The following is a 22,034-nucleotide window of genomic DNA, read 5'->3' as shown; positions in this document are numbered from 1 at the left end:
ATCCACGGCTGGGCCGTCCCTGGGCCGTCCAAGGCCGCTCAACAGTGGCCAATGACGACCAACGACGACCACCAGGCGCACGAGCCCACCGCCCTTGACCAGCAAAAACCCAGCTCACCAAGATCTCCGAAAAGACCTAGGGCAAGAAGACACCTAGTTTGCATCCCGCTGCGGATCCCGCAGGTTGTGCCACTCATGACCGCACCCATCGGCGCAATGGAGCATCCGCCTTCGCGTATCCGCGATGCTGAAGAGGGCGACGAGCAGGCGGAAGGAGTTGGTCAGTTCGTAGGCCGGAAGTCGATCCATTCCGAAGCGCCACTTCGTGAGCATCACCGCCGGCGTATGCGTGGGGCGGATGCCGGAACGCGCGATGCTCTCCGGCACGTCCTCCTCGCGGGCGCGGGCCTGCCCACAGAACAGCACCAGTGCATGAAGGACCTTGCGCTGGTCGTCCTCCGCGAGGCCCTCGAACCACCGCACAGCCTCGGCCGTCGGTCTGAGCCCCTGCGCCAGTTCGTTCAGGACGACCTCGTGGTCGTACATCACCGGCCACCTCCCGTGATTCAGACCGACGGTGCGCTCACCAGAGCCCCGACGATTCCCCAGACTGTTCAGTGCGAAGGTATGAAGCCGGCGGACTGGTCGAGACGAAACGCGGAACCCGGAGTCGTCGGAGTCCACCCCTCACGCAGGGCAAGCCGAACAGCCGCGGCAACTCTGGACGGCCGCACAGGATCAGCCTCGCGCCCCGTCCAGTTACTCGGATGCGGCTGGTCGGTGATGACCACGAGCGTCATGCCGGGGTGTCCGCATGCTCGACCGCGAACGTGCACGGCGACCAGGACAGGCCCTGGAAGTACGTCGGTCTGCCTCGCAGCCGCCAGCAGTAGGCCGTGCCGTCGACAACGATCCGTCGTGATCCCTTGCGGACCAGTGCCATGACTCCCCCCTTCAGTAGCGAGGATGCTAGCGAGCTCGGCCCCGCCGTCCGTCTCAGTTTCCGTCTCATTCAGCGCCGTTCACGGCCGTTCAGACGGGACCGAAGCCCGTAGCCGCTCCGGCGACCAGCCGACCCTGAACGCAGATGAACGGCCCTGTACGCGGCCCCGCGAGGCACCACCACAGTTGGAATGCGTGCGGGTCCCCATGACGACGCCGACTCACGACACCACCAGTCGAGGCAGCTAGGTTGAGAGTGTGGACAAGGAAGCGATCACCATCAAGCTCACGCGCGATCAAGCGTTCGTGCTGTCGGACTGGCTCTACCAAGTCATGTTCCAGTCCGACGACCTTGAGGGGATCGTGCACGACCGAGCCGTCTGGTCGCCGATCTACGCGATCTCCGGAACGCTGGACAAGACGCTGAGCGAGATCTTCATGCCCGACTACGGCCCGCGCCTTGAAGCGGCCAAGGAGCGTCTCCGCGCCGATCTGTACGGGGGAGCAGACGAGCCGACGACGCCAGGCCAGGGCACGACCGACGCACCACAAGCGCACCAGATCGGGCGGGGAACAGGGGGGAACCACGGTGAAAGCGACCGAGGGCGATGAGACCCGGTGCCAGGTGAAAGCCCAGTTCAGCAGCCCTACCAGCCGCAAGTGCGCGCAGCTTCCCAAGCTGATGGCTTCGAGGACGGGGAGCAGCTTCGAGTTGCGACGACGTGCCGGCCGTCGCGGCTTGCTCTGGTCGGCGGCACTGGCAGCGTGGCTGAGACCGGTGGGGGTGCAGGGAGGCACACTCGCGCCTGGTTGTTCGGCGCGCCCGCCGTCGTGGCTGACTGTCGTCGGCTGAGGCTCAGACGATCGTGCGTTTCGATGTTGCCTTCTCAATCAGGGGGCGCGAACGGCGTATGACTCAGGGCCGGTAGCACAACGGGGAGAGACGTCCGGGGGCTCGTCCGGGCTTCTCACCCCGTGGTTGTTGAACGGGATGTCGCCGGCAGCAGCGCCGTTATCGACCGCCCCTTTCAGGGGCGAAGTTGGCTCGCCGTCAGGAGGTGACCGCGGCTGGTTGCTACGCGGAGCACGTCTTGCAGGACTCCGGTCAGTTCCTCCGCCAGGAGTCGCAAGTCCTCCAGGCCCGCGTCCTGGTCTTTGAGGGTTTCCGAGACATGCTCCAGTAGCTCGGCCGCTGCCCCGAGCTGTGCCGCTTCGATGTTGTCCGCCAGTCGGGACATGAAGCCGCTGCCGTCGGTGCTCAGGTAGCAGGGCGTGCCCTCCCGCCCCGACCACGGGAGAAGTCGCAGTTCGTTCCGGGGCGTCATCCTTGCGCCTGCCTTTCGTCGATCACGTGGTGGGTGGTGAAGACCGCGTCGACGCGGTCCCCCGGGAACACGAGGAGCGCGGCCTCCACGACGCGGCCGGCGGTGTCGGCCGCAACGCGTGTGATCGCGAGGACCGCCAAGGCCGGGTTGATTCGGAGGGTTGACGCCTCATCCGGTGTGGGAAGCCTGGCGGACACCGTCTCTCGAACCTCGGCCGGCGGAGGGTGCAGGACGGCAAAGCTCCCTTCTGTCCGCGCACTTGAGAGTTGGTCGCTGAGCACTGCGGTCGGCGCCAGGTCGCGTGGAACGTAGATGCGGGGCCAGGCTGTGCGGGGATTCTCCCTCGTAGCTGAGGCGGAGGAATTCGGTCAGCGGGCTTCCGTCAGCGACTCTCATAGCGCTGTCAGATACCCGTGCGCGTCGATCGCGGTAGTGCGGACCGTGACGCGCAGATCTACGTCGGCAGCGGTCCAGGGGTCCAGCGTGCCCCATCCGCCGACGTACGTGATCTTGCGAAGAGGGCGACGGACGAAGTTCCCCTTGCCGTGGATCTTCTCGACGATGCCTTCTCCCTGAAGGAGCGCGAGAGCACTCCGCAGCGTCGCCGTGCTGACCTTGTAGCGGTCGGCCGGGGCGGACTCAGACGGGAGGCGTTCGCCAGGCGTGATACGGCCGGTAGTGATCTGGCGCCGGAGGTCATCGGCGACGACGAGACGGCGAGATGCCACGGACTCCATCACCCCTACTCATCATCCGCACGGCAAGGATCCGGGTCCGTGTGTGTATGGTCAGCAACTCGCCCGACTCGAAGAGCAGTTGCTTCGCGCCGTGGGGCAGTTGAAAGAGGTTGATCACGCGGCATGCTCGGCCGCCGACCTGGATGATGTCGCCGCGCCGAACGGTGGTGGCGGTGATCTCGACGCTGGATGCCAGCGCGCCGCCGAGGGCCCGGTGGTTCACCGCTTCACCTCCGGTGGCGTGGACGGTGCGGGCATCGAGTGGCATGGGCAGTCGCACGTCTCGTAGACCACCGGCAGGTCGATCGGGGCAGCGGCAGGGGAGGCTTCCGCGCAGGCAGTGTGGGTGCCGACCCGACATGCGATCGATCGGTAGGCAGCAGCCGAGGTTTCCGTGATGTGGAGTTGTCGGCGAGGAAGCATCAGCGGACCCCCGCGAGGGCCGACCAGGCATCAGCCGACAGATGGGGAACCACGACCAACGAACGCTGCCTGGTGCACTTCTCCGGCCAGCACGTACGGGCGGACGAGCGCGTTGTCCTCGCCCGCGAGCGGGTGGGCTCGGCCCGAGGGGTCCGGGATCCGTTCCGGGACGGCCGCAGGTACTACGGCCGGCGCAGTGGGCGTCAGTTCGGCCTGCGCCAGGGAGGGCGTTAAGGGGCGGCGGTACCTGCCCTGAAGAAAGTACCGCGCTCTGGTGAGCGAGGCGGCACGGCGGATACGGTTGAGCAAGCTGCTCAGCTCCTATCGCTGATGGCCGGACCCCCGACATCGCCCGTCGCGGGGACCGCTTCACGTACGACCGCCCAGAGGGTGCGGCCGTTCAGGCTGGTGGCGAGAAGCCCGAATCGATCGGCCTCGGCCACCGCGTCCAAGACCTCCCGCCATGACTCGGCGGAGAGCGATTCCGGCACCTCCGCTTCAATCGACGTGCACTGGTCGTGCACCTCCACACGCGTGGTGAGCCCGACGGCCGATAACCGAGCCGCGATGGCCTCCGCGCTCACTTCCGAAGCAGGCACAGGGCAGCCTCCGTCACCGGCGATCACTTTGAGTGAAGCTAGTTAACTAGATTAGAGCTAGTGGACTAGATTTTCCATATGCCTGAGCAGCCGCCCTATCTCCGCATCGCCGACGAACTCCGGCGACGGATCGCGGAGCACGTGTGGGAGCCGGGAGACCGCCTGCCCTCCCGCGCCCAGATCGGCGAGGAGTACGGCGTGGGCGAGAACGTGGTCCGCCGGGCTCAGGAGTTGCTGATCTCCCAGGGTGTGTTGGAGGGCCGTGCCGGATCGGGCACGTACGTCGCCGAGCCTCGGCAGCGCGTGCGGGTGGTCCGTTCCTCTGCGCGCGAGCAGCCCAACGGGTCGCCCTTCCGCGCGGACATGAAGGCCGTCGGCAGGCAAGGGGACTGGGAGAGCCGGACCGACGCCAAGGTGCCGGCACCGGCGGAGATCGCGGCACGGCTGGGCATCGCCGAGGGCGAGCTGTGCGTCCGTACGACGTACGAGTTCCTGGCGGACGGCAGGCCCGTGCAGCTGTCGACGAGTTGGGAGCCGTACGACCTCACCGCCGGCACACTCGTCGTGCTCCCCGAGGGAGGGCCGCACGCAGGGGCTGGCGTCGTGAACCGCATGGCCGCGATCGGCATCACCGTCGGCCATGCCGTGGAGCAGCCGGAGCCGCGGCAAGCGACCGCCGAGGAGGCGTCACTCCTGGGCATCCAGAAGGCCGCACTCGTCACGCACATCCGACGGACGTACTACAGCGACGACGGGCGGCCCGTGGAGACGGCGGACATCGTGGTGCCCGCGGCTCACTGCGAGATCGTCTACGAGATCCCGATCAACCGGTAGCCCCGCTTGGAGTTCGCCCTATGGCCGAGAACGCCGCATCCTGTCCCGAATGCAGCCAGCCCATGAAGTCCGGCGGTCTCTTCCTCTCCAAGCGAGACGAAGACGGTCGGAGGACCTGCCGGTCTCTGTGGCGGTGCCCCGATCGGCACACCTGGTGGCGGTGGGCGGACCGGCCGGAGGAAGCGCTGGAGGTCTGCCCAGTTCCGGAGCTGTTTCGGTGACATCCAACGTTGACATCAACGAGGCCGGACGGCGGCATACAGCAGCACCCCCAGGCGACCGCCGGACCAGCCGACGACGCCGCCAGAGGCGGACGTAGATCGAACTCCTAAAGCGGATGTCGCAGGTTCGAATCCTGCCTGGGGCACAACGTGTTACCGCTCTGACCTGGGGTTTCTCCCCCAAGGAGGGCTCCTGCTCGGCCTCGGACTCCCCGTCCGGGGCCGTTTGCGTGAGCGGACCGGCGCCAGGCGCCGATACTTCTTCCGACGGAACAGCGAAGCCCATCGCCCCAACGCTCCGGTTCACCACGGGCCGCCGCACCGGCTCCGCAGCCGTCGCAAGATCAGCATCATCCGGCACGGACTCGTCCGCCTCGTCGGGCTCGGGCGCCGCCGCGGAAGCGGCGTTCTCGGTGGTGGCGCGGGAGCGCGGGACGAGCCGCGCTCCCTGGCGCATCCAACGCCTCAGCGCGCGGCCGGCACCCAGCGCACAAGCCGGCGCCGCACAGCGGAGTATGGGCTGGAGCACGGCGCCGCTGATCACAACCGAACTTCAGCGGCCGTTCGAGAGCACACGCCAGTGATCGCTGTCACCAACCTCTGCGAACAGAACACCACCCTTGTTCACTTCCGGGCCAATGGGGAGGGAACGAACAGGGGGGTGATCGCCAATGACCCTCCGCATGAGGTGTCTTGACCAAGACAAGCCAAACTCTTTCTTTTTTCCTCAACCTCCGGTCGAATAGCGCCACTTGAAGCACACGTGTGTCGTGCGTTGCGGATGTCCCTGACCAGGACCCCATCCACCGCAGCCGACCGCGCCACGGGAAGGCCCCCAACAAGTGACCTACAGACCCTGGATGCTCAGGGCAGCGGCGGCAGCCATGTTCTCGGCCTTCGCGGTGGCACGGGCCACGAGAGTGCACCGACGGCAGCGCACCGACGGCGGCCGTGGACCGGCACGATCCGATGGACCACGCCGAGCACGACCACGACCTCGCGCCCACACCAAGATCGAGATCGTCAAGGAGTTCAGGGACGGCTCCACGATCTTGCTCAAGGTCGCCCCGCGGTGAAGTACGCACTCCGACCGGAGAAACCACGAACGGCCACAACCTCGGACAGAGCCGTGGCCGGTCCCCAACGGCAACCCGATCACCGAGGCCCTGACCACCCTTTCCGACTGCTCATCCCCTTCGGAGCCGACGGGGATGACATCACGGCCGATGCAGTCCTCGCATCGTGCCCACGCTCGTCGTCTTCCTGTTCCTCCAGCGCTGCACCTGCAACAGGTCCGCGCGAGACATCACGAAGCAGTCCGGGCCGGGTTCACGGCTCTGGGCCGCAGACCTGCGAGTGGAAGACGGCTCGTCCCCCGGAGTGCGACGACTGTTCGACGGCCGACCGAGCAGGCCGAACAGCCGCCTGTCCGACGCTACCTGAGCGCCCCCGGCCCAACATACGACTACGGCGACCAGCCGCCGTGCCCAACGACGCCTGGCGCCGCCGACGGGGGCGGCCCACGACACCCCTCGGGGCAGTACACCCCGGCCCCCGGGGGGCACACCTCCCCTTGGCGAGAGATCGCCACGTCAAACGGAGACATACATGCCCAGCTCTCCCCTGAACCGTCGCACGTTCATCCTCCTCGGTGCCACGGTCGCCGCCGCAGCCGGCGCCCGGACATCGGTGGTCGCCGCGGCGACCTCCCCGACGGCGCTTGCCGGTGCGCCGACGCCGGTCCGGATCGTCGACGACAAGGCCACCCCCGCCACCCGCGCGCTGTTCGCGTACCTGAAGCGGCAGCAGGGCAAAGGCATCCTGTTCGGTCACCAGCACGACCTCACCTACGGCTTCACCTTCACCACCCCCGACGGCAAGGCGTCCGACACCAGGGCGGCGGTGGGCGACCACCCCGCGGTCTTCGGCTGGGACACCCTCATCCTCGACGGCGACGAACGCCCCGGCGTCGAGGAGGGATCCGAAGCCGAGAACATCGCCGCGCTCAGCCGGTGCATCCGGCAGGGGGACGCACGCGGCGGGATCAACACCCTCAGCGCTCACATGCCGAACTTCGTCACGGGCAAGAACTTCTACGACACAACGGGCCGAGTGGTAAGTCAGATCCTTCCCGGAGGCGCGAGGCACGCGGACTTCAACGCCTTCCTCGACCGCGTCGCGAAGGCGGTCAAGGGCGCACGGCGGCCGGACGGCACCGCGATCCCGGTCGTCTTCCGCCCCTTCCACGAGAACAACGGAGCCTGGTTCTGGTGGGGCGCCGGCCACACCACCTCGGCCGAGTTCATCGAGCTGTTCCGCTACACCGTCGAGTACCTGCGCGACACCAGGAGCGTCCACAACCTGCTCTACGCCTACTCGCCCAACTCCAGTTTCGGAGGCGACCCGACCAGCTACCTGAAGACCTACCCCGGCGACCGTTTCGTCGACATCCTCGGCTACGACTCCTACGACGAAAACGCCGGACCGACTCCCTGGCTGGACGGTGTGGTGAAGGATCTGGCGATGGTGGTCAGGCTGGCGAACGAGCGAGGCAAGGCTCCGGCCTTCACCGAGTTCGGGGAGAGCGGCACCGAGGTCCGCAACCCGCAGTGGTTCACCCAGCTGTCGCAGGCCATCCAGGCGGACCCGCTGGCCCGTCAGATGACGTACATGCTCACCTGGGCCAACTTCGGAGGCACCAAGCGTGCTTACGTCCCGTACCCGGGCCACACCCTGCTGCCGGACTTCGTCGCCTACCACCAGGACCCCTACACCCTGTTCGCCGCCGATCTCCGGGGGGTGTACTCCGCTCGCACCACCGCTGTCAGGAACGCCCCGTTCATGCACCTCGTGACCCCTACGGACCGGCAGCGGGTAACGGCCTCCAAGACCACCGTCCGGGTGCGTGTCACGCCCGCGAGGGCGAGCCGGGTCACCTACTCCGTGAACGGCGGACGCGCCGGACGGCTGCGCCTCGACACCGACGGCTTCTACTCCGGCGACTGGTCGATCGACCCGGCCTTGCGGAACGACCGCTCGGTGACCCTCACCGTGAGCGCGCGGGTGGACGGCGAGACGCTCACCGACTCGGCCGTGGTCCTCCTCGGCGAGGCCGCACCCCTGCCTGCCGGCTGGGTCGACGACTTCGAGGGATACGCCGGAGACGACACCGCCCTGAGCGAGGCGTACACCCATGTCAACTCCCACACCCTCACCCTGTCGGCCGACCACAAGTCCTCGGGCTCCTACGGACTGGCCTACGCGTACGACTTCACCGGCGCCGAGTACACCGGCACAGGCAAGCCGGTCGACGCGGACTGGTCCGCCCTCACGTCCCTTGCGCTGTGGCTGCAGGGCGACGGTTCCGCGAACGGCGGGGCGCTCCAGATCGTCGCCCACGGAGTCGATTTCTGGTACCAGGTTCCGCTGTCCGACACGAGCGGGCAGGAGGTCAGGGCCCCCTTCAGCGAGTTCACGCCCGCTCCCTGGGACACCGGACACGCCGGAGCCGTGCTCGACGCGGCTCACCTCGCCAAGGTGACGGCGTTCAATCTGTTCCTCGTCCACGGGAGCGGCGCGACGACCAAGGGCATCGTGTACGTGGACAACATCAGGGCCGAATGACACACCGGCACGCGGTAATCCCCTGCCGAATGACAAACCCGGTGCGGGGTTACCCGCGTGCCTGCGGACTCCGGCGGTATCCACGGCTCTCCGCGCGTGCAGGCCGTGCTCCGGCGCGAGGGTGTGGCGATCGGTCGTGAACGGGTCGAGCGGCTGATGCGCGAAGCCGGCCTCGCCGGCATCAGCCCACGCCGCGCCAGCAAGCGCTTCTCCGCCGCGCCCCGGACGCCGCCCTCGCCCCGGGCCTGGTGCAGCGCGACTTCACCGGGAGAGAGCCGAACAGGTTGTGGGTCACCGACCTGACCTTGGTCCATGTGCGGCCGGAGCGACTGGGAAGAGTGGTGTGTGCGGTCAAACTGGTCGACGGCACGGGTTGGGATGGCGACACGCATGCCAGCCGGTGCACGGTGTCGGAAAGCCGTGTGCGGGAGAACCGCACGTACGGTTTGAAGCGGCGGGGACTGTACACGGAGCGGCAGCCACCGCACGAGTCCCCGACGCTACGAGGCTCGGTCTTGGGCAAGCTCCAGGTTCTGGGCGGGGGTGTCGGTCGGGGCCGGGCCGTCCTTCCCGGCGTTCTCCGGCGCGCCGAACCAGGCCACCGCGACCGCGCCCAGGACCGCCAGGACGAAGCCGGTCACCGCCAGCCAGGCGAAGCCGGGGCGTGAGGCGTCCCCCAGCCACCAGACGCCGATCATGCCGGGCAGGACGGTCTCGCCGACCACCAGCGCCGCCGTCGCCCCGTTCACCGAGCCGATCTGCAGCGCGACGGTGTGCAGGTACATGCCGCCGATTCCGGCGACGAGAATGGCGTACAGGGCCGGGTCGGTGAGCAGCGTGCCCAGGTCGAACGGATCGATCCCGTTCAGCACGCGCACGCCCACGCCCAGCGCGCCGAAGCCGAGACCGGAGAGCAGACCGGCCAGGATCGCGGCCCGGGCGCCGAGCAGCCGGACCAGGACCGTGCCGCCCGCCATCAGCAGCAGTGAGATCGTGAGGAGCCACCAGTGGGTGGTGATCGGCGTGTGCCCGCTGCCCTCAGGCCCCGCCGCACTCGCGAGCAGCACCAGCGCCGAGCAGACGACCGCGATCGAGGTCCACTCCGCCCGGGTCAGCCGGATGCCGAGCAGCTTGACGCTCAGGACGGCCGTGATGACGAGGTTGGCGCTGATGACCGTCTGGGAGAGGAACAGCGGCAGCAGACGGGCGGCGAGCGCGCCGAGCCCGAAGCCGACGAAGTCCAGGACCGTGCCGACGATGAACTCCCAGGTCATCGCGGCCTGGGCGGTGGAGGAGAGACTGGGGCCGCCATGCGTGGTGACCTGTCCGGTGGTGTGCCCAGCGGCGGCCGCCTGGCGGCGGGCCGACTTGCGGGAGCCGACGGCCTGGAGGACGGAGCCCGTGCCGTAACAAATCGAGGCCGCAACGGCGGTCAGGAGTCCTATGAGCACCGAGCACTCCGTTCAGGGGGTGGTTCCTGGCTGTTCCCCCTGCCAGACGCGGGATCGACCGCCCGCGTTCCGCGGACCGGGCCTGCGTCGAAATGGACGTGAAGAAGGCCGTCCGGCATCCCGCAGCGGACGCGGCGTAACGATCAGGGGGAGACGCCCGTTGCATGTTCACGCTGGAGTACGTACGTGCGCTGTTCGGTCACTGAGCTCGCCGCGGGATGCCACAGCGGGCCACGGGCTGCGACCCCCAGCAGCGGAGACCCCTACGGCGCCGCCCTGGGGCTCGACCGGGGCCGGCCGCGTCAGGTCCCCCGGAGCCTGCACAGAAGTCGTACTGGGATGCCGAAGAAGGTGGTGTCCGACCGTCGGCCCGCTGAGCCATCGCAGAGGTAGGCGATCACGGCGCTGCCAAGCCACCTTCCCAGTCCTCATCCTCGCCGCCGCGCATGTGACGCCAGCCCTTGAGGTTCTCCAGTGCGCTGCGTGCCAGCTCGGCGTACTGCGCCGGGCAGTCCCACAGCTCGCGGGCCGAGAGTTCGGCCGGTACGGGGGTGTCCGGGTGGTCCTCGGGCGCGTACAGGTGGACCACCGCGCGGTACCGGGACTCCACGGTGGCCTCGGCGGCGGACCAGGGGTGCCGAGGGTGCTCGCAGGAGACGTCCAGGTCAACGGTGTCGAGGGCCGCGGCCAGATCGCGGGCGTACGAGGGCGGCAGCCCCTCGTACGTCTGGGCGATACCCATCCACATGCACAGGAACAGGCCGAGCCGTTCCTCGTCCCGCACCTGCCCGGACAGCCAGCGGCGGGCGGACCACAAGGCGACCGGGCCGGTGTTGTCCTCCCAGGTACGCCGGATGGCCTCCTGCATGACGACGACGTCGATGCCGCCGTCGTCCCGGATGAACTGCGCGTCGAGGTGGGAGACGTCGATGCCGCCGAAGATCTTTTGCTGTGCCTCGCGTAGGCGGGCGGCGGCCTGGTCGGCGAGGCCGGCGAGGAACCCCTCGCAGTCGAAGGCAGCCAGTTCCTCGTCGTTGAGACCGTAGTCCTCGGCGAATACGGCGCGGCCGGCCTCGGTCAGCATGCTCGCCCCGGCCTCGACACCGTACTCCGAGTCCAGATCCGCAGGGTGGGCTCCGGCCGGGCAGGTACAGGACGCCGGGTCAAGCGTGGCCCGGAACCCGTCCAGGACCTCCGTGTACGACGCGAACAGCGACTTGCTGAAGATGCGTGCCGAGACATACCAGCAGGTGGCATACAGCAGGATCGTGTACCCGGTCCGCTCCCGGCGTCCTTCCGGAGTGCCGTAGCAGCCGAGCGTCTCCGCGGCGTCACCGGCAAGGACAGCGAGGGTCAGTTCCGGGTCCACATAAGGGTAGTCGCTGACGATCCCGGAAAGGTCGGAGATCAGTTCGCTGTGCTCGGCGGGCAGAGTAGGCATCACTTCAGTCACATTCGTAACCGACGCTGCGGTGTGCGGGCCGGTTCCAGCCCCGTGAGCACGTGGGAACCACGGAGGGGCGTTTCTCTGGCCCAGCCATCCACGCGCGCGGACTCCTTCACGATCTCGCTGGTGAAGCGTGGTCGGCCCTGCCCTGGTACTTATGGCGTCGACGGGGCGTGGCCGGAGTTGACGGCGGAGTCGGCGGCGGGGGCGGGAGTTGCTGGGACGAAGTGCGCAACAGCGGCGAAGAGAGCGGATGCTCGCCGATTGTCGGCAGGGAGCCAGCAGCCTGCCGCTTGCGTGTGTTTCGTGTCGAAGGCGTCGAGTCCGAGAGGGAGCTCGCCTTCGGCGGGCTGCGCCAGCCGTTCCTGTTCCGTCCTCGACGTCCTCGACCGGCTGCCGGCGGACGTACTCACCTTCGTCGCTCGCAGGCGGCGCGCCGAGGGCACCGTGAGGAGAAGTGGTGGGCGGCGGCCTCGGCGTAGGCGACGCCACGAGTCGGTTGGGGGCCAAGTCGTGCTGGATTCCGCGGTGGTGAGCCGTCGCCGCACACGAAAACTGAGAGGCGCCGCGTGGGCGCCTCTCAGTCGGAGTCGAGGGCGAGGAGAGCGAAAGGACTTGAGTTCATTTGGAGAGAATGAGAAGGAAGCCCCTTCATGGCCTCGCCGTGGGCAACGCTAGCACTCAGCCCGGGATCAAGTCGCGCAGATTTTCGAGGGTGATGATCCGGGAGTCCGGGTGCAGCCCCTCGGGACGTTCGAGACCGATGTACATCACGGGCTCGTCCGGGACCTGCTCGCCGTCCCACAGGTCAACGGCCGTGGTGCCGCGGGACATCAGGTCGATCAGGTATCCGATCGTCAACTGCTCGCGCTCCACGAGGGCACGCACCACCTTGGACACCGACACCTGGTTCTCCTCGACCCGGTTCGCCTCCGAGATGCCCTTCAGATAGAGGTGCAGCCACTTCGCACGCCACCTGCCGTCGTCCCCGCGCCGGAAGACCAGAGGCAGCGCCACACGACCCACCCCACGCAGATCCGACTTCGTTCGCACCGTACGCGGCTCGAACGGACGGCCCTTCTGCTCACCTTCGCGCAGCATGAACCCGAAGAACGACTCCTCGACCTCCTCGAAGCCTTCGCCCGCGTAGATGTTGACCTGCGGAACGATGAACGTGCTGCGCACGCGGTCCAGGGACAGGTCGATGAACTCCGAGGCCCCGTCGGGCGCCTCGGTCACATCGCCCGAGTGCTTGCCGCCGACGGCTGTGAGGGCCGTGTAGGAGAGCCAGGAGTCGGTGCTGTAGTCGCTGTGCAGAAGCAGGGCCGACAGGTCGTAGTCGGTCGGCTCCTTGCTCTCCTTCCAGTACACGAAGAAGCGCAGCAGTTCGCCGTCGACCGCCGATACCGAACCCCGCGGCAGTACGCCGAACCCGGCCGCGGTCGCCCTCCCACTGAGCGGGAGCGCCACGTCGAGGACGTCGGGGTCGAGCAAGAGCCGGCCCGGCGCCTGGAGCCGACGGCGGATCTCGGCGTCGAGGGCGGCGATCAAACGGTCCCGGTCGGCGGCCGGTACCGGAGGCCGGCCGTCGGGGGCCACCCAGGCGCGGCCCCGGCGGTTGACGAAGATGCGCGGTCTGTCGGTCTCCCGCTCCCGGTTGTGGAAGTGCTCGCGGACCGAGAGGACGACCCGGCCGGAGACCTCGGGGGCGACCTCCACCGCGGCGGCCACCACCGCGTCCCGCTCCTCCTCGTCGGCGGCGATACGCAGCAGGAGGTCCAGGGCGCGGAACAGCTTCCCGGGAGCGGACTTGAGCAGCTTCACCGCACCCGTGACGTCGGACTCGTCGAGCAGCTTCCCGACGCGGCTGTCGAAGGACCGCGCCTCCTTCTCGCCCCGCGCGACGGCGAACACATCGGCGGCGTGCGGCCAGCGCGGGTACTCGTGTGGATGGAGACGCTCACCGAGCCGCTTGAACAGCTCCCGGTGCGCGTGCACATCGGCGAGCTTCGCCGGGTTCGCCGCGACCACCGCGTCGAGGCCCGCGAGCAGTCCCCGGCGCGCCGGCCGCGACAGCGCCCGGAACCGGGTCGGCTCCTGGAGCGTCACATCGCCGCCCGACAGTGCGCAGGCCAGACGCAGCACATCGGTGACGGTGTCCAGCAGGAGGTCGGCGCCGACGCCGAGGCGGGCCTCGTTGACGACCGCCCGGTTCTCCCGGACGGGGATCGACTCCGGCTGGGGGCCGAGCGCGCATCGCTCGGCGAGGGTCTTGAGGTCACGCAGGTGGTCCTCGCCCAGTGGCGTCGTGCTGCCCGCCAAGGCCAGGTAGAGGTCGGTGAGTTCGTCGTCCAGGTCCCGTCCGAGGTGCAGTACGGTCACCCGGTCACCCGCCGAGGCGATCAGCTCGTCCTGTGCCGCGAGCATCTCCTCGTAGGTGTGCTGGTAGCGGCCGTACGTGGGGAGGCTGAGCAGGTCCAGCACCCCGTGCTTCAGCTGCTTCAGCACACTCTCGCGCGACTTGTCGTCACCGAGCGCCTTCGTCACGCACCGCATCCAGAACTCTTCGGTGTCCGGCACGTTCGCCGGAAAGTCGATGAAGTAGGAGTTGTGCCGGACGTGGTCGCCCACCATCTCGCTCACGGTGCGCAGCGTTCGCTCGGCGGTGTGCACGACTGTGGCCTCGGACAGCCCTGACAGCCGCTCCAGCAGCTCGGCCGAGAGTTTGAAGCCGACGGTTGTCAGCGCCGCGTCCAACTGCCGTGCGGCGGTGGCGCCTTCGCCGGCAGACCCCTTGGGAGAGGGAAGGCGGTGCGTGTGCCGGATGACCAGCGATTCGAGACTGTGCGCCATTCGTGGATGATCGCAGAGGTGCGCGAGCCGACGCACAGGAGTTTTTCTCGTCGGAGCATTCCCTGGGCCAAGAGGACTCGGCGGACGGCGTGCACTGGACCGAGGTCGGCAGCGGTCGGCAGCGCACGCCTGGCCGGTCTCACCTCCGCCGTGCGGCTACTTGAGATCGGCGGCGGTGAAGTAGCCGTCCACGACCAGATCTTCGTAGTTGGTCTTGTCGATGCTCAATGGCTGCAGCAGTTGGGCGGGCACGGCCTTGACGCCGTTGTTGTAATCCGCCCTGTTGTCTATTCGAGGTGTCCTGCCCTTGAGTATGTCGTCGACCATGCCTGCGGCGGCCTCGGCGAGCTTGCGGACGTCCTTGTACACGGTCTGTGACTGCTCACCCTCGATGATTGACTTCACCGAGGCCAGTTCGGCGTCCTGACCAGTGATGACCGGGAGGGGCTTGCTGTCGGAGCCGTAGCCGTACGACTTCAGCGCGGTCAGGACGCCCAGGGAGATGCCGTCGTACGGCGACAGCACCGCGTCGACATCCCTACCGCTGTACCACTTGGCGAGGATGCTGTTCATGCGCTTCTGCGCGGTTGCCCCGTCCCAGCGCAGGGTGTTGACCTGGTTGAGCGTGGTCTGGCCCGAGCGGACGACCAGCTGCTTGCTGTCCAGGAACGGCTGGAGAAGGCTCATCGAGCCGTCGAAGAAGTACTTGGTGTTGTTGTCGTCGGGGGAGCCGGCGAACAGCTCGATGTTGAACGGGCCCTTGCCGTCCTCCAGGCCGAGCTTGGCGATGATGTACTGGGCCTGGAGTCGACCGACCATCTCGTTGTCGAAGGAGACGTAGTAGTCGACGTTCTCGGTGCCGAGGATGAGCCGGTCGTAGGCGATCACCGGGATGTCCGCGGCGGCGGCCTTTTGGACCACCCCGTTCAGCGACTTGTTGTCAATGGCCGCGATGACCAGTGCGTCGACGCCCTGCTCGATCAGCTTCTCGATCTGTGAGACCTGGGCTTTCGGGTCGTCGTCGCCGTAGACCAGCTCGGTCTTGTACCCCTTGGCCGTCAGGTCCTCGACCATGCTCTTGCCGTCGGTGAGCCAGCGCTCGGAGGACCGGGTCGGCATGGCGATGCCGACGGTGCCGCCCTTGGAGCTGCTCTCGGCACTGCCCTCGCTGTTCTTGCCGCAGGCGGTCAGGGTGAGGGTGAGGGAGGCGGCTCCGGCGAGGGCGGCGAGCGCGTCTCTTCTGTTGAACATGGTGATTGTTCCTTGTTCTTGGTCGGGGAAGGGTGACGGCATATCGGGCGTCGGGGACGGTGGAGCGGGCCGGGCGGGCTGTCAGCGAGCAGGGATCAGACAGAGCGGTGCGCCGGGGCGGATCGGCTCGGCACCCTCGTGGATCCACACGTAGCCGCCGAGGTCGTCGGAGGTCTCGGGACGCATGTGCAGGACGAGTGAACAACCGCCGGATTACGAGCAGGTGATGGAGAGTCAGGTTGCCCTGGGCGAAGATCCCTTGCTTGAGTCGTGCTCGATCAACGCGCCTCGATGTTCCGCAGATCACCGGTCAGTGCGTCGCTGCGGCCCGCCATCCGGGGCCCCGCCGACTCACGTGGCTCCTTTCCCGGTGTGTACCTGTAGGTACGTCAGGCAGGCGCCACGGGCGTTCCGGCCACGTGTGCGCTGGTTCCCGGTGATGCACAGGGTGGTCGCCCTCCACGCGTTCGAAATATCGCCACATGTTCGGAATGCAGGCGCGACCCTAAGAGGGAGGCGGACGAAGTGTCAACGGGGCGAACAGGAACGGTTACAGAAAGCTGTTGACGATCGCTTCGGCCTGCGACCGAACTTCCACTGACGACGCCTGGCACTCCAGCGCGCCGTGATCGTGATCGCGACCGAGGAGTGGCCGAGCATTTCACGGATGCCCTCCAGGTCAACCACTGTCGCGGGGTTCCGCGGACTCCTCTACTTCGACGTGCAGTTGGCGGCGGCTCTTGGGGGCACCGCCGCAGGCTGCTTTGACTCGTGATGGGGAGCGGGGCTGGGCGGACGCAGCCGGGTGCGACGGACCTGTGGGACCTCACCCTCGCGCAGCTCCCCGTGTCGGTGGCGGCCAGCCCCGGTTAGCCTTCGCAGCCCGGTGGAGGAGGTCGTCCCGTGCGAGGTGGTGCCAGCCGGGCAGGTATGCGGGGTAGTTGACGCCGATCAGTCCCTGGTCCTGGTGGTCAGCTCTCTTGCTGCCTGATCACTCATGGCAGTGAATGGGCTGGAATTGCGCAACTTGGTGTCAGAGGAGGTGGTTGTCCCAGGTACTCGTCAGGAGATCACCAGGAAGGGACCACCTTGGTCATGCACTGCTTCCCGCGCCTCACCGCCGCTCTGGCCGCCGCAGGGACCCTCGTCCTCGCAGCGCCGGCGGGCGCGCATGCCACCGCGGTCGGGTCGACTCCCGTACGCACCTTCGAGTACAGCGTGGGCGGCATGACCATGAAGGTTCCGACGGGCTGTATGTTCACGCACATCATCCGTGGAAGCGGTAAGAAGATCACCTACCAGAACGCCGGTGTCGACTGCGGTTTTGTCGGAGCGCTGAGCGCCGGCTTCTGCAACTGGCGCATCGACTTCACGTACGCGGACACCGACAACCGGATGTACCGCACGTCCCGCGGCAAGACGCACAGTGAGTGCAAGATCGACCCGATGCGGAACAACTCCTCCCAGTCACTGCCTCGTTATGGCAAAGCGTGCGCGAACCTCTACGTCAACGCGGTGCGCCGTGCGAGCCAGTGCCACCACATCACGAAGTGAGTCGTACGTGATCAAGCAGCAGGGACGGCCTTCGGGGCAGGGGTTGGTGACGCGGCGGCGCCGTGCGGGGGTTGTCGCCTTCGTCATGGGTGTCGTCGTCGCGCTGGCGTTCTTCGCTCTCTTCCCCGGCCTGCCCCATGTCATCGACTGGGGAGCCGTACTCGTGTCCCTCGCGGTGGGCGCTCTCTCCCGATGGGCCTGTCAGTCCTGGGTCACGAGGGCGGCGGAGAAAGCGGAGCGTTCAGCGCGCGCTGGGCCTCCGTCACGAAGGCCGACTTCGCGCGGTTGAGCTCGTCCGGCGTCTCGTGGCGGCGTAGGCCGTCCATGAGCCGGGTGGCCGCGGCGGCGACGTCGGCCGGCCCTTCCAGGACCACTTCGCCGAGGGTGCGGTGGAGCAGGACGTCGTCACCGGATTGTCCGCGGGCTGTCCGCTCGGCCAGGAGCCTGGCCTCCGCGGCGCCGAGAAAGGCCGCGTAGACCTGGCGGCGGAGGGCGAGCGCACGCTGGTCGGCCTCGCTGCGCAGCGTCATCCGGACCGATTCGAGCAGCGCGTCCGCCTGACGATCGCCCGCATGGCGTGCCGCCGCGGCCTGCCGGGTCCCGGCGCTGCGGGCGTACCAGCCCGTGACGACGCTGCCTGCGACTGCCGCGCCCGCGGCGATCAGTGCGATACCCCAGTCACTCATGCCGCTATCCTCCCGGTTCTCTCACGGCGGCATACAGCGGTGGTCCCAGGTGAGAGGCGAGTCGGCTCATGGATCACTCGCGGACGTGCGTATCGCGGGCGGTACGATCGCACCATGTCGCCGGACGACGCCCGAGAACCAGCCCCGACCTGCGGAAACGCCCCCTCTCGCCGTTCAACTCCCACTAGAATGGGAGACTCTCGGGCGACGGGCGACGGGCGACGGGCGACGGGCGACGGGCGACGGGCGACGGTGCTGCTTGCGGCTCGGTCCGCGGTGGCTCTCTATCGTCTCCTCGACACGCTTCCCGCTCTCTCCGGTGACGACCGGATCACCCGTCTGTTCACGCTCGTGCCAGGTTCCGAGTTCGGTGCCGACGCACTCGCCGCCATCGAGGAGGCCGGCGGCCGGACGGTGCCCTGGGACGAGGCGTGCGCCCGCTCGTACGATCTGATCCTCACGGCGAGCCCGAAGGGCGACCTGCACCTGCTGCGCGGCAAGCACGTGCTGCTGCCGCACGGTGCCGGATACAACAAGTCGATCCCGGGAGAGGGCGGCTCGGACTCGGCGTCCGGGCTCGATCCCGTGTACCTCAGCCGGGCGGAGCCCGACGCCGCACCGATAGTGCTCCACGCCGTCGCCCATCCCGACCAGGTGACCCGGCTGGCCGCCGTCGACCCGCGGGCCGCCGACCGGGCCACAGTGGTCGGCGATCCCACACTGGAGCGCCTCCTCGCCTCCCGGGCCCTGCGTGACTCCTACCGTGCGGCACTCGGCACCGGGCCCCGCAGGCTCGTCGTGCTCGTCTCCACCTGGGGCCCGGAGTCCCTGCTGCGTCGGAACCCGGACCTGCCCGCCCGACTCGCGGCCGAACTGCCCTACGATGAGTATCAGTTGGCCTTGGTGGTGCACCCCAACGAGCACAGCAGGCTGGGCCGCTACGAGCTGGCCGAGCGACTCGCGCCGGCCCTCGGCGCCGGTCTGGTGCTGGCGGGTCCCCGCGAGGAGTGGGCCTCCGTCCTGATCGCCGCCGACGCGCTGATCACCGACCACGGGTCTTCGGCGCTGTACTACTGCGCCGTGGAGGACCGGCCCGTCATCAGTGCCGGTGGGGGCGGTGCCGAACTGATCCCGGGCAGCCCGATGGACTCACTGCTGAGCCGGGTCCCCCGGCTGGCGGGGGCCGAGGCCCTGGCGGAAACCCTGGCGGCGTACCGGCCGGGCACCGGCCGCGAGGCCGCGCGGGCGGCGTTCGCCCACCAGGGAAGGGCACTGCACCGGCTGCGGACCGAGCTGTACGCCCTCCTCGGCCTCACCCCTCCCGCACGGAGCAGCCCCGCCCGGCTGCTGCCCGCCCCGCGTCCGCCGGACCGTGTACCGACGGCCTTCGACGTGGACGCCGAGATCACCGCGGAGGGTGTCCGCATCGCGCGGCGCCCCGCGCACCTGGGCCCGCCGGGCCACCATCTGGCCGTCGAACACGGCGCCGCGAGCGAGCGACTCGCCCGCTCCGCCGGACTGCTGTACCGGCGCCCTCTGCCGACTCCGCCGGGCCGCGCGGCCCTGTCCTGGACGTCGGACGGGTGGGCGCGCCACGCCCTGTCCGCGTACCCGGGCTGCCGCACGGCGGTGGCCGTCCTGCCCTCGGGCCTGTGCCTGCTGCGCACCCGTGGCCTCGCCCGGGCCTACGTCTTCCAGGTCGAGCCCAGAGGCGAGGGCGGCCGGGTCGCCCGTGCCGACCCGGCCGCCGCGGCGTCGGCCGTCCACGCCTGGCTGCTCGACCAGCGCTCACGACCCGCCCGCTCACAATCCGCCGCACCGACCCGCCTGACCTGCGTCATCGGCGGCCGCGCCTTCGGCGTCCTGCTGCGCCCGGCCACGAGCGAGGAGGCCGTGGAGTCCTTCTGACACTCCGGGCGGCATCCGGCTCAGGGCGTACCGCCGCTGTCGTCGAGGCCGTTGCGGCGCCGGATCTCGTCCGCGGCCGCGCGGTGTTCCATGGCCTCGGCGCTCCGTCCTTCGGTCTCCGCGAGGTTCGCCAGCGCGTCCAGGACACGGGCCTGGTCGAAGCCGGTTCGTCGGCGGATCGCGGCCTGCAGTGACTCCTCGTACAGCGGTCTGGCCTCGTCCGTGCGGCCGAGCCGGCACAGGACGCCGGCGAGCGCGAAGCCGGTGCGCCGGGTCAGCCTCTCGCGGCGCAGCTCCACGGCGTCGTCGTGCGCCGGCGCCAGCAGCCGGTGCGCCGTGTCCAGGTCGCCGAGTTCCAGTGCGGCCTTGCCCAGTTGGTAGGTCAGGAGCATCACACCGTACGGGTTGGGGATCTCGGCGTGCAAGTCACGGCAGCGCGTGAAGTCCGCGACGGCGTCCTGCCACCGGCCGCGGGCACCGTTGAGTTCGCCCCGGAACTGGTAGGTCGACGCGGCGAGTTTGCGGTCCCGTTCGCTGTCACCCAGGAGACCGAGGACGGCTTCGGCGTGGTCCAGCTCGCGCTCCGCCTCGGCGAACAGCCCTGCCTCCCACAAGTGGCGAGCGAGCTGGCAGCGCGTGCGCACCAGCCATGAGGCGTTCGCGCCGTGCCGGACCGCGCAGTCCACCGCCAGCCGCATCACGCCGATGATGTCGGACTGGTGGGGATGGTCCAGGGCGTACGTCCACACGGGCTCGGACAGGGCCACCGCCTCGGTGTCCAGACCGTGTTCGTGGGCCAGGCGGGCACAGGCGAACAGTGCGTGGCGCTCCTCGTACAGCCAGCGGGACGCGTGGTCGGCTCGCTCCGCCCTGCTCTCCGGATCGGTCGTGTCCTCCGGATCCTCCAGGAGGACGTCCGGCGCGTCCGGCACGGGAGCGAACTCGGTCACGACGGTCAGTCGCCGGCCGGCGGCGAACCGGTCCGCCCTCTGGGCCTGGCGGACGAACCACCGCACCAGCCGGGTCAGAGCCCGCTGCGTCTCTCCTTCCCGGGCGTCCTTGCGCGAGCGGCGCACGGCGTGCCCGCGCAGCGGGCCGGGCAGCCGCATGCGCGTGGCCGGCGCGGCCATCCCGGCCATCCCGGCCATCGCATCCGGCATGTCCGCTCTGTCTGGTGCGCCTGCCGTATCCGGTGTGGCGCTCAGCTCCAGTAAGCCCCACCTGTGCAGTTCCTCGAGTGCGTCCTCGCAGGCATCCGGGCCCAGCCCCAGCAGTGCCGTCGCCGACTCCAGTGTGAAGGCCGCGGCCGGGTGGTACGGCAGCAGGCGGTAGAGCAGGGCCGCCGTGGGGGACAGGTCGCCGTAGACGGTGTCCCAGACCCGCTCCACACCGGTGACGCCCTTCTCCTCGAACTCGCCGCGCAGTTGCGGGACGAGCCGGGACAGCGGGCGCAGCCGGTGGGCGCGCACCCACTCACCGGCCGCGTGCAGTGCGGCCGGCATGCCTTCGCACAACCGGACCAGCGTCCGTACCGCCTCGGCGTCGGCCGCCAGGCGGGGGTCCTGGACGATCAGCCCCAGCAGCTCGGTCGCGGCCCATTCCTCCAGCGGCGGCAGCGTCAGACCGACGACCGCTCCGTCCTCGAACTCGTGCAGCGGGCCATGGCTGGTGACGATCACCATGCTGTCGCCCGACGCCGGAAGCAGCGGTACGACCTCCGAGGCGTACCGCGCGTTGTCCACGATCAGGATCAGCTTCGCGTCCGCGGTTCTGCGCCAGTACTGGGCGCAGCGAGCCTTGTACTGCGCTGCCACGAAGGCCGGCTCGACGTCCAGGGACTCCAGCAGGTGGGCCACCACCTCACCGGGGTCCAGCTCGCCGCCCAGCCGGAAGTCGTCGAGGTCGACCGACCGGACGCCGTCCGGGAAGGAGCCGCGCACCACGCGGGCGATCAGCCGGGCCAGTTCCGTCTTGCCGATGCCTCCCGGACCGCTGAGCGCCACCAGCAGCGGCCGGGAGCGCCCCCTCCACTCGCGTACCGCGCGCAGCACCCGCTCCCGCTGCTCGTCGCGGTCGACGAAATGCGCCGGTCCCGGCGGAAGTTCCACGCCCGTCAAACGCCTCAGCCCCTCTCGTTCCTGTCTGCCCGGCCGCGAAGCCCACGGAGATCACATGCCTC

At 69.0% G+C, this 22,034-nt stretch carries 17 protein-coding genes and 1 pseudogene; 6 read left to right on the top strand and 12 right to left on the bottom strand.

The window, feature by feature from the left end:
- Positions 1–153: 153 nt before the first annotated feature.
- Positions 154–546, bottom strand: a complete 393-nt coding sequence (locus ACH5AC_RS24385; RefSeq protein ID WP_398864172.1) for a DUF5958 family protein — start codon at positions 544–546, stop codon at positions 154–156.
- A 250-nt stretch (positions 547–796) separates the two neighbouring features.
- Entirely contained in the window at positions 797–943 is a 147-nt protein-coding gene (locus tag ACH5AC_RS24380) for a hypothetical protein (protein WP_398864171.1), read from the bottom strand.
- A gap of 257 nt (positions 944–1,200) precedes the next feature.
- On the opposite strand from ACH5AC_RS24380, the gene ACH5AC_RS24375 reads away from it, so the two are divergent.
- Entirely contained in the window at positions 1,201–1,554 is a 354-nt protein-coding gene (locus ACH5AC_RS24375; protein WP_398864170.1) for a hypothetical protein, read from the top strand.
- Between the two features lie 416 nt (positions 1,555–1,970).
- Here the strand turns inward: ACH5AC_RS24375 and ACH5AC_RS24370 are convergent, their stop codons facing one another.
- The 4 genes and pseudogenes from ACH5AC_RS24370 to ACH5AC_RS24355 all read right to left on the bottom strand — a co-directional run bounded on the left by ACH5AC_RS24370 (position 1,971) and on the right by ACH5AC_RS24355 (position 4,026).
- The gene (locus ACH5AC_RS24370) at positions 1,971–2,267 is read right to left on the bottom strand and encodes a hypothetical protein (RefSeq protein ID WP_398864169.1); all 297 of its coding nucleotides are present in this window, start codon (positions 2,265–2,267) and stop codon (positions 1,971–1,973) included.
- Positions 2,264–2,995 (bottom strand): annotated as a pseudogene (locus ACH5AC_RS24365) (GntR family transcriptional regulator). Before ACH5AC_RS24365 ends, ACH5AC_RS24370 begins: the two are co-directional and overlap by 4 nt.
- Entirely contained in the window at positions 2,964–3,272 is a 309-nt protein-coding gene (locus tag ACH5AC_RS24360) for a hypothetical protein (RefSeq protein WP_398864168.1), read from the bottom strand. The pseudogene ACH5AC_RS24365 and the gene ACH5AC_RS24360 overlap by 32 nt, the downstream one beginning before the upstream one ends.
- Positions 3,273–3,741: 469 nt before the next feature.
- Complete coding sequence (locus tag ACH5AC_RS24355; RefSeq protein WP_398864167.1) at positions 3,742–4,026, bottom strand: hypothetical protein; 285 nt, start codon at positions 4,024–4,026, stop codon at positions 3,742–3,744.
- A gap of 78 nt (positions 4,027–4,104) precedes the next feature.
- Between ACH5AC_RS24355 and ACH5AC_RS24350 the strand changes: the two genes are divergently transcribed.
- The 3 genes from ACH5AC_RS24350 to ACH5AC_RS24340 all read left to right on the top strand — a co-directional run bounded on the left by ACH5AC_RS24350 (position 4,105) and on the right by ACH5AC_RS24340 (position 9,008).
- Positions 4,105–4,860 (top strand): GntR family transcriptional regulator, encoded by a 756-nt coding sequence (locus ACH5AC_RS24350; protein WP_381182263.1) that lies wholly within the window; start codon positions 4,105–4,107, stop codon positions 4,858–4,860.
- 1,829 nt (positions 4,861–6,689) lie between these two features.
- Positions 6,690–8,705: a glycosyl hydrolase gene (locus tag ACH5AC_RS24345; protein ID WP_398864166.1), complete on the top strand. Its 2,016-nt coding sequence runs from the start codon at positions 6,690–6,692 to the stop codon at positions 8,703–8,705.
- A gap of 57 nt (positions 8,706–8,762) precedes the next feature.
- Positions 8,763–9,008 (top strand): transposase, encoded by a 246-nt coding sequence (locus tag ACH5AC_RS24340; protein ID WP_398864164.1) that lies wholly within the window; start codon positions 8,763–8,765, stop codon positions 9,006–9,008.
- Positions 9,009–9,205: 197 nt separating this feature from the next.
- On the opposite strand, the gene ACH5AC_RS24335 is transcribed toward ACH5AC_RS24340, so the two are convergent.
- The 4 genes from ACH5AC_RS24335 to chvE form a co-directional block, all read right to left on the bottom strand.
- On the bottom strand, positions 9,206–10,156 hold the full coding sequence (locus ACH5AC_RS24335) for a hypothetical protein (RefSeq protein ID WP_398864163.1): 951 nt from the start codon (positions 10,154–10,156) through the stop codon (positions 9,206–9,208).
- 397 nt (positions 10,157–10,553) lie between these two features.
- Positions 10,554–11,597 (bottom strand): hypothetical protein, encoded by a 1,044-nt coding sequence (locus tag ACH5AC_RS24330; RefSeq protein ID WP_398864162.1) that lies wholly within the window; start codon positions 11,595–11,597, stop codon positions 10,554–10,556.
- A gap of 687 nt (positions 11,598–12,284) precedes the next feature.
- Complete coding sequence (locus tag ACH5AC_RS24325; RefSeq protein WP_398864161.1) at positions 12,285–14,456, bottom strand: TerD family protein; 2,172 nt, start codon at positions 14,454–14,456, stop codon at positions 12,285–12,287.
- Between the two features lie 156 nt (positions 14,457–14,612).
- Positions 14,613–15,707 (bottom strand): multiple monosaccharide ABC transporter substrate-binding protein, encoded by a 1,095-nt coding sequence (chvE, locus tag ACH5AC_RS24320; RefSeq protein WP_398864160.1) that lies wholly within the window; start codon positions 15,705–15,707, stop codon positions 14,613–14,615.
- A gap of 1,095 nt (positions 15,708–16,802) precedes the next feature.
- On the opposite strand from chvE, the gene ACH5AC_RS24315 reads away from it, so the two are divergent.
- Positions 16,803–17,261: a hypothetical protein gene (locus ACH5AC_RS24315; protein WP_398864158.1), complete on the top strand. Its 459-nt coding sequence runs from the start codon at positions 16,803–16,805 to the stop codon at positions 17,259–17,261.
- A 212-nt stretch (positions 17,262–17,473) separates the two neighbouring features.
- On the opposite strand, the gene ACH5AC_RS24310 is transcribed toward ACH5AC_RS24315, so the two are convergent.
- The gene (locus ACH5AC_RS24310) at positions 17,474–17,947 is read right to left on the bottom strand and encodes a hypothetical protein (protein ID WP_398864156.1); all 474 of its coding nucleotides are present in this window, start codon (positions 17,945–17,947) and stop codon (positions 17,474–17,476) included.
- Between the two features lie 189 nt (positions 17,948–18,136).
- Between ACH5AC_RS24310 and ACH5AC_RS24305 the strand changes: the two genes are divergently transcribed.
- Entirely contained in the window at positions 18,137–19,855 is a 1,719-nt protein-coding gene (locus ACH5AC_RS24305) for a translation initiation factor 2 (RefSeq protein WP_398864155.1), read from the top strand.
- Between the two features lie 20 nt (positions 19,856–19,875).
- Here ACH5AC_RS24305 and ACH5AC_RS24300 read toward each other — a convergent pair whose 3' ends face one another.
- Entirely contained in the window at positions 19,876–21,963 is a 2,088-nt protein-coding gene (locus tag ACH5AC_RS24300; RefSeq protein ID WP_398864154.1) for a tetratricopeptide repeat protein, read from the bottom strand.
- Positions 21,964–22,034: the final 71 nt, after the last annotated feature.

The sequence above is a fragment of the Streptomyces sp. NPDC018693 genome, from assembly GCF_044391385.1.
Classification (GTDB): Bacteria; Actinomycetota; Actinomycetes; order Streptomycetales; family Streptomycetaceae; genus Streptomyces.
This window is presented reverse-complemented; position numbering and strand designations above follow the sequence as displayed.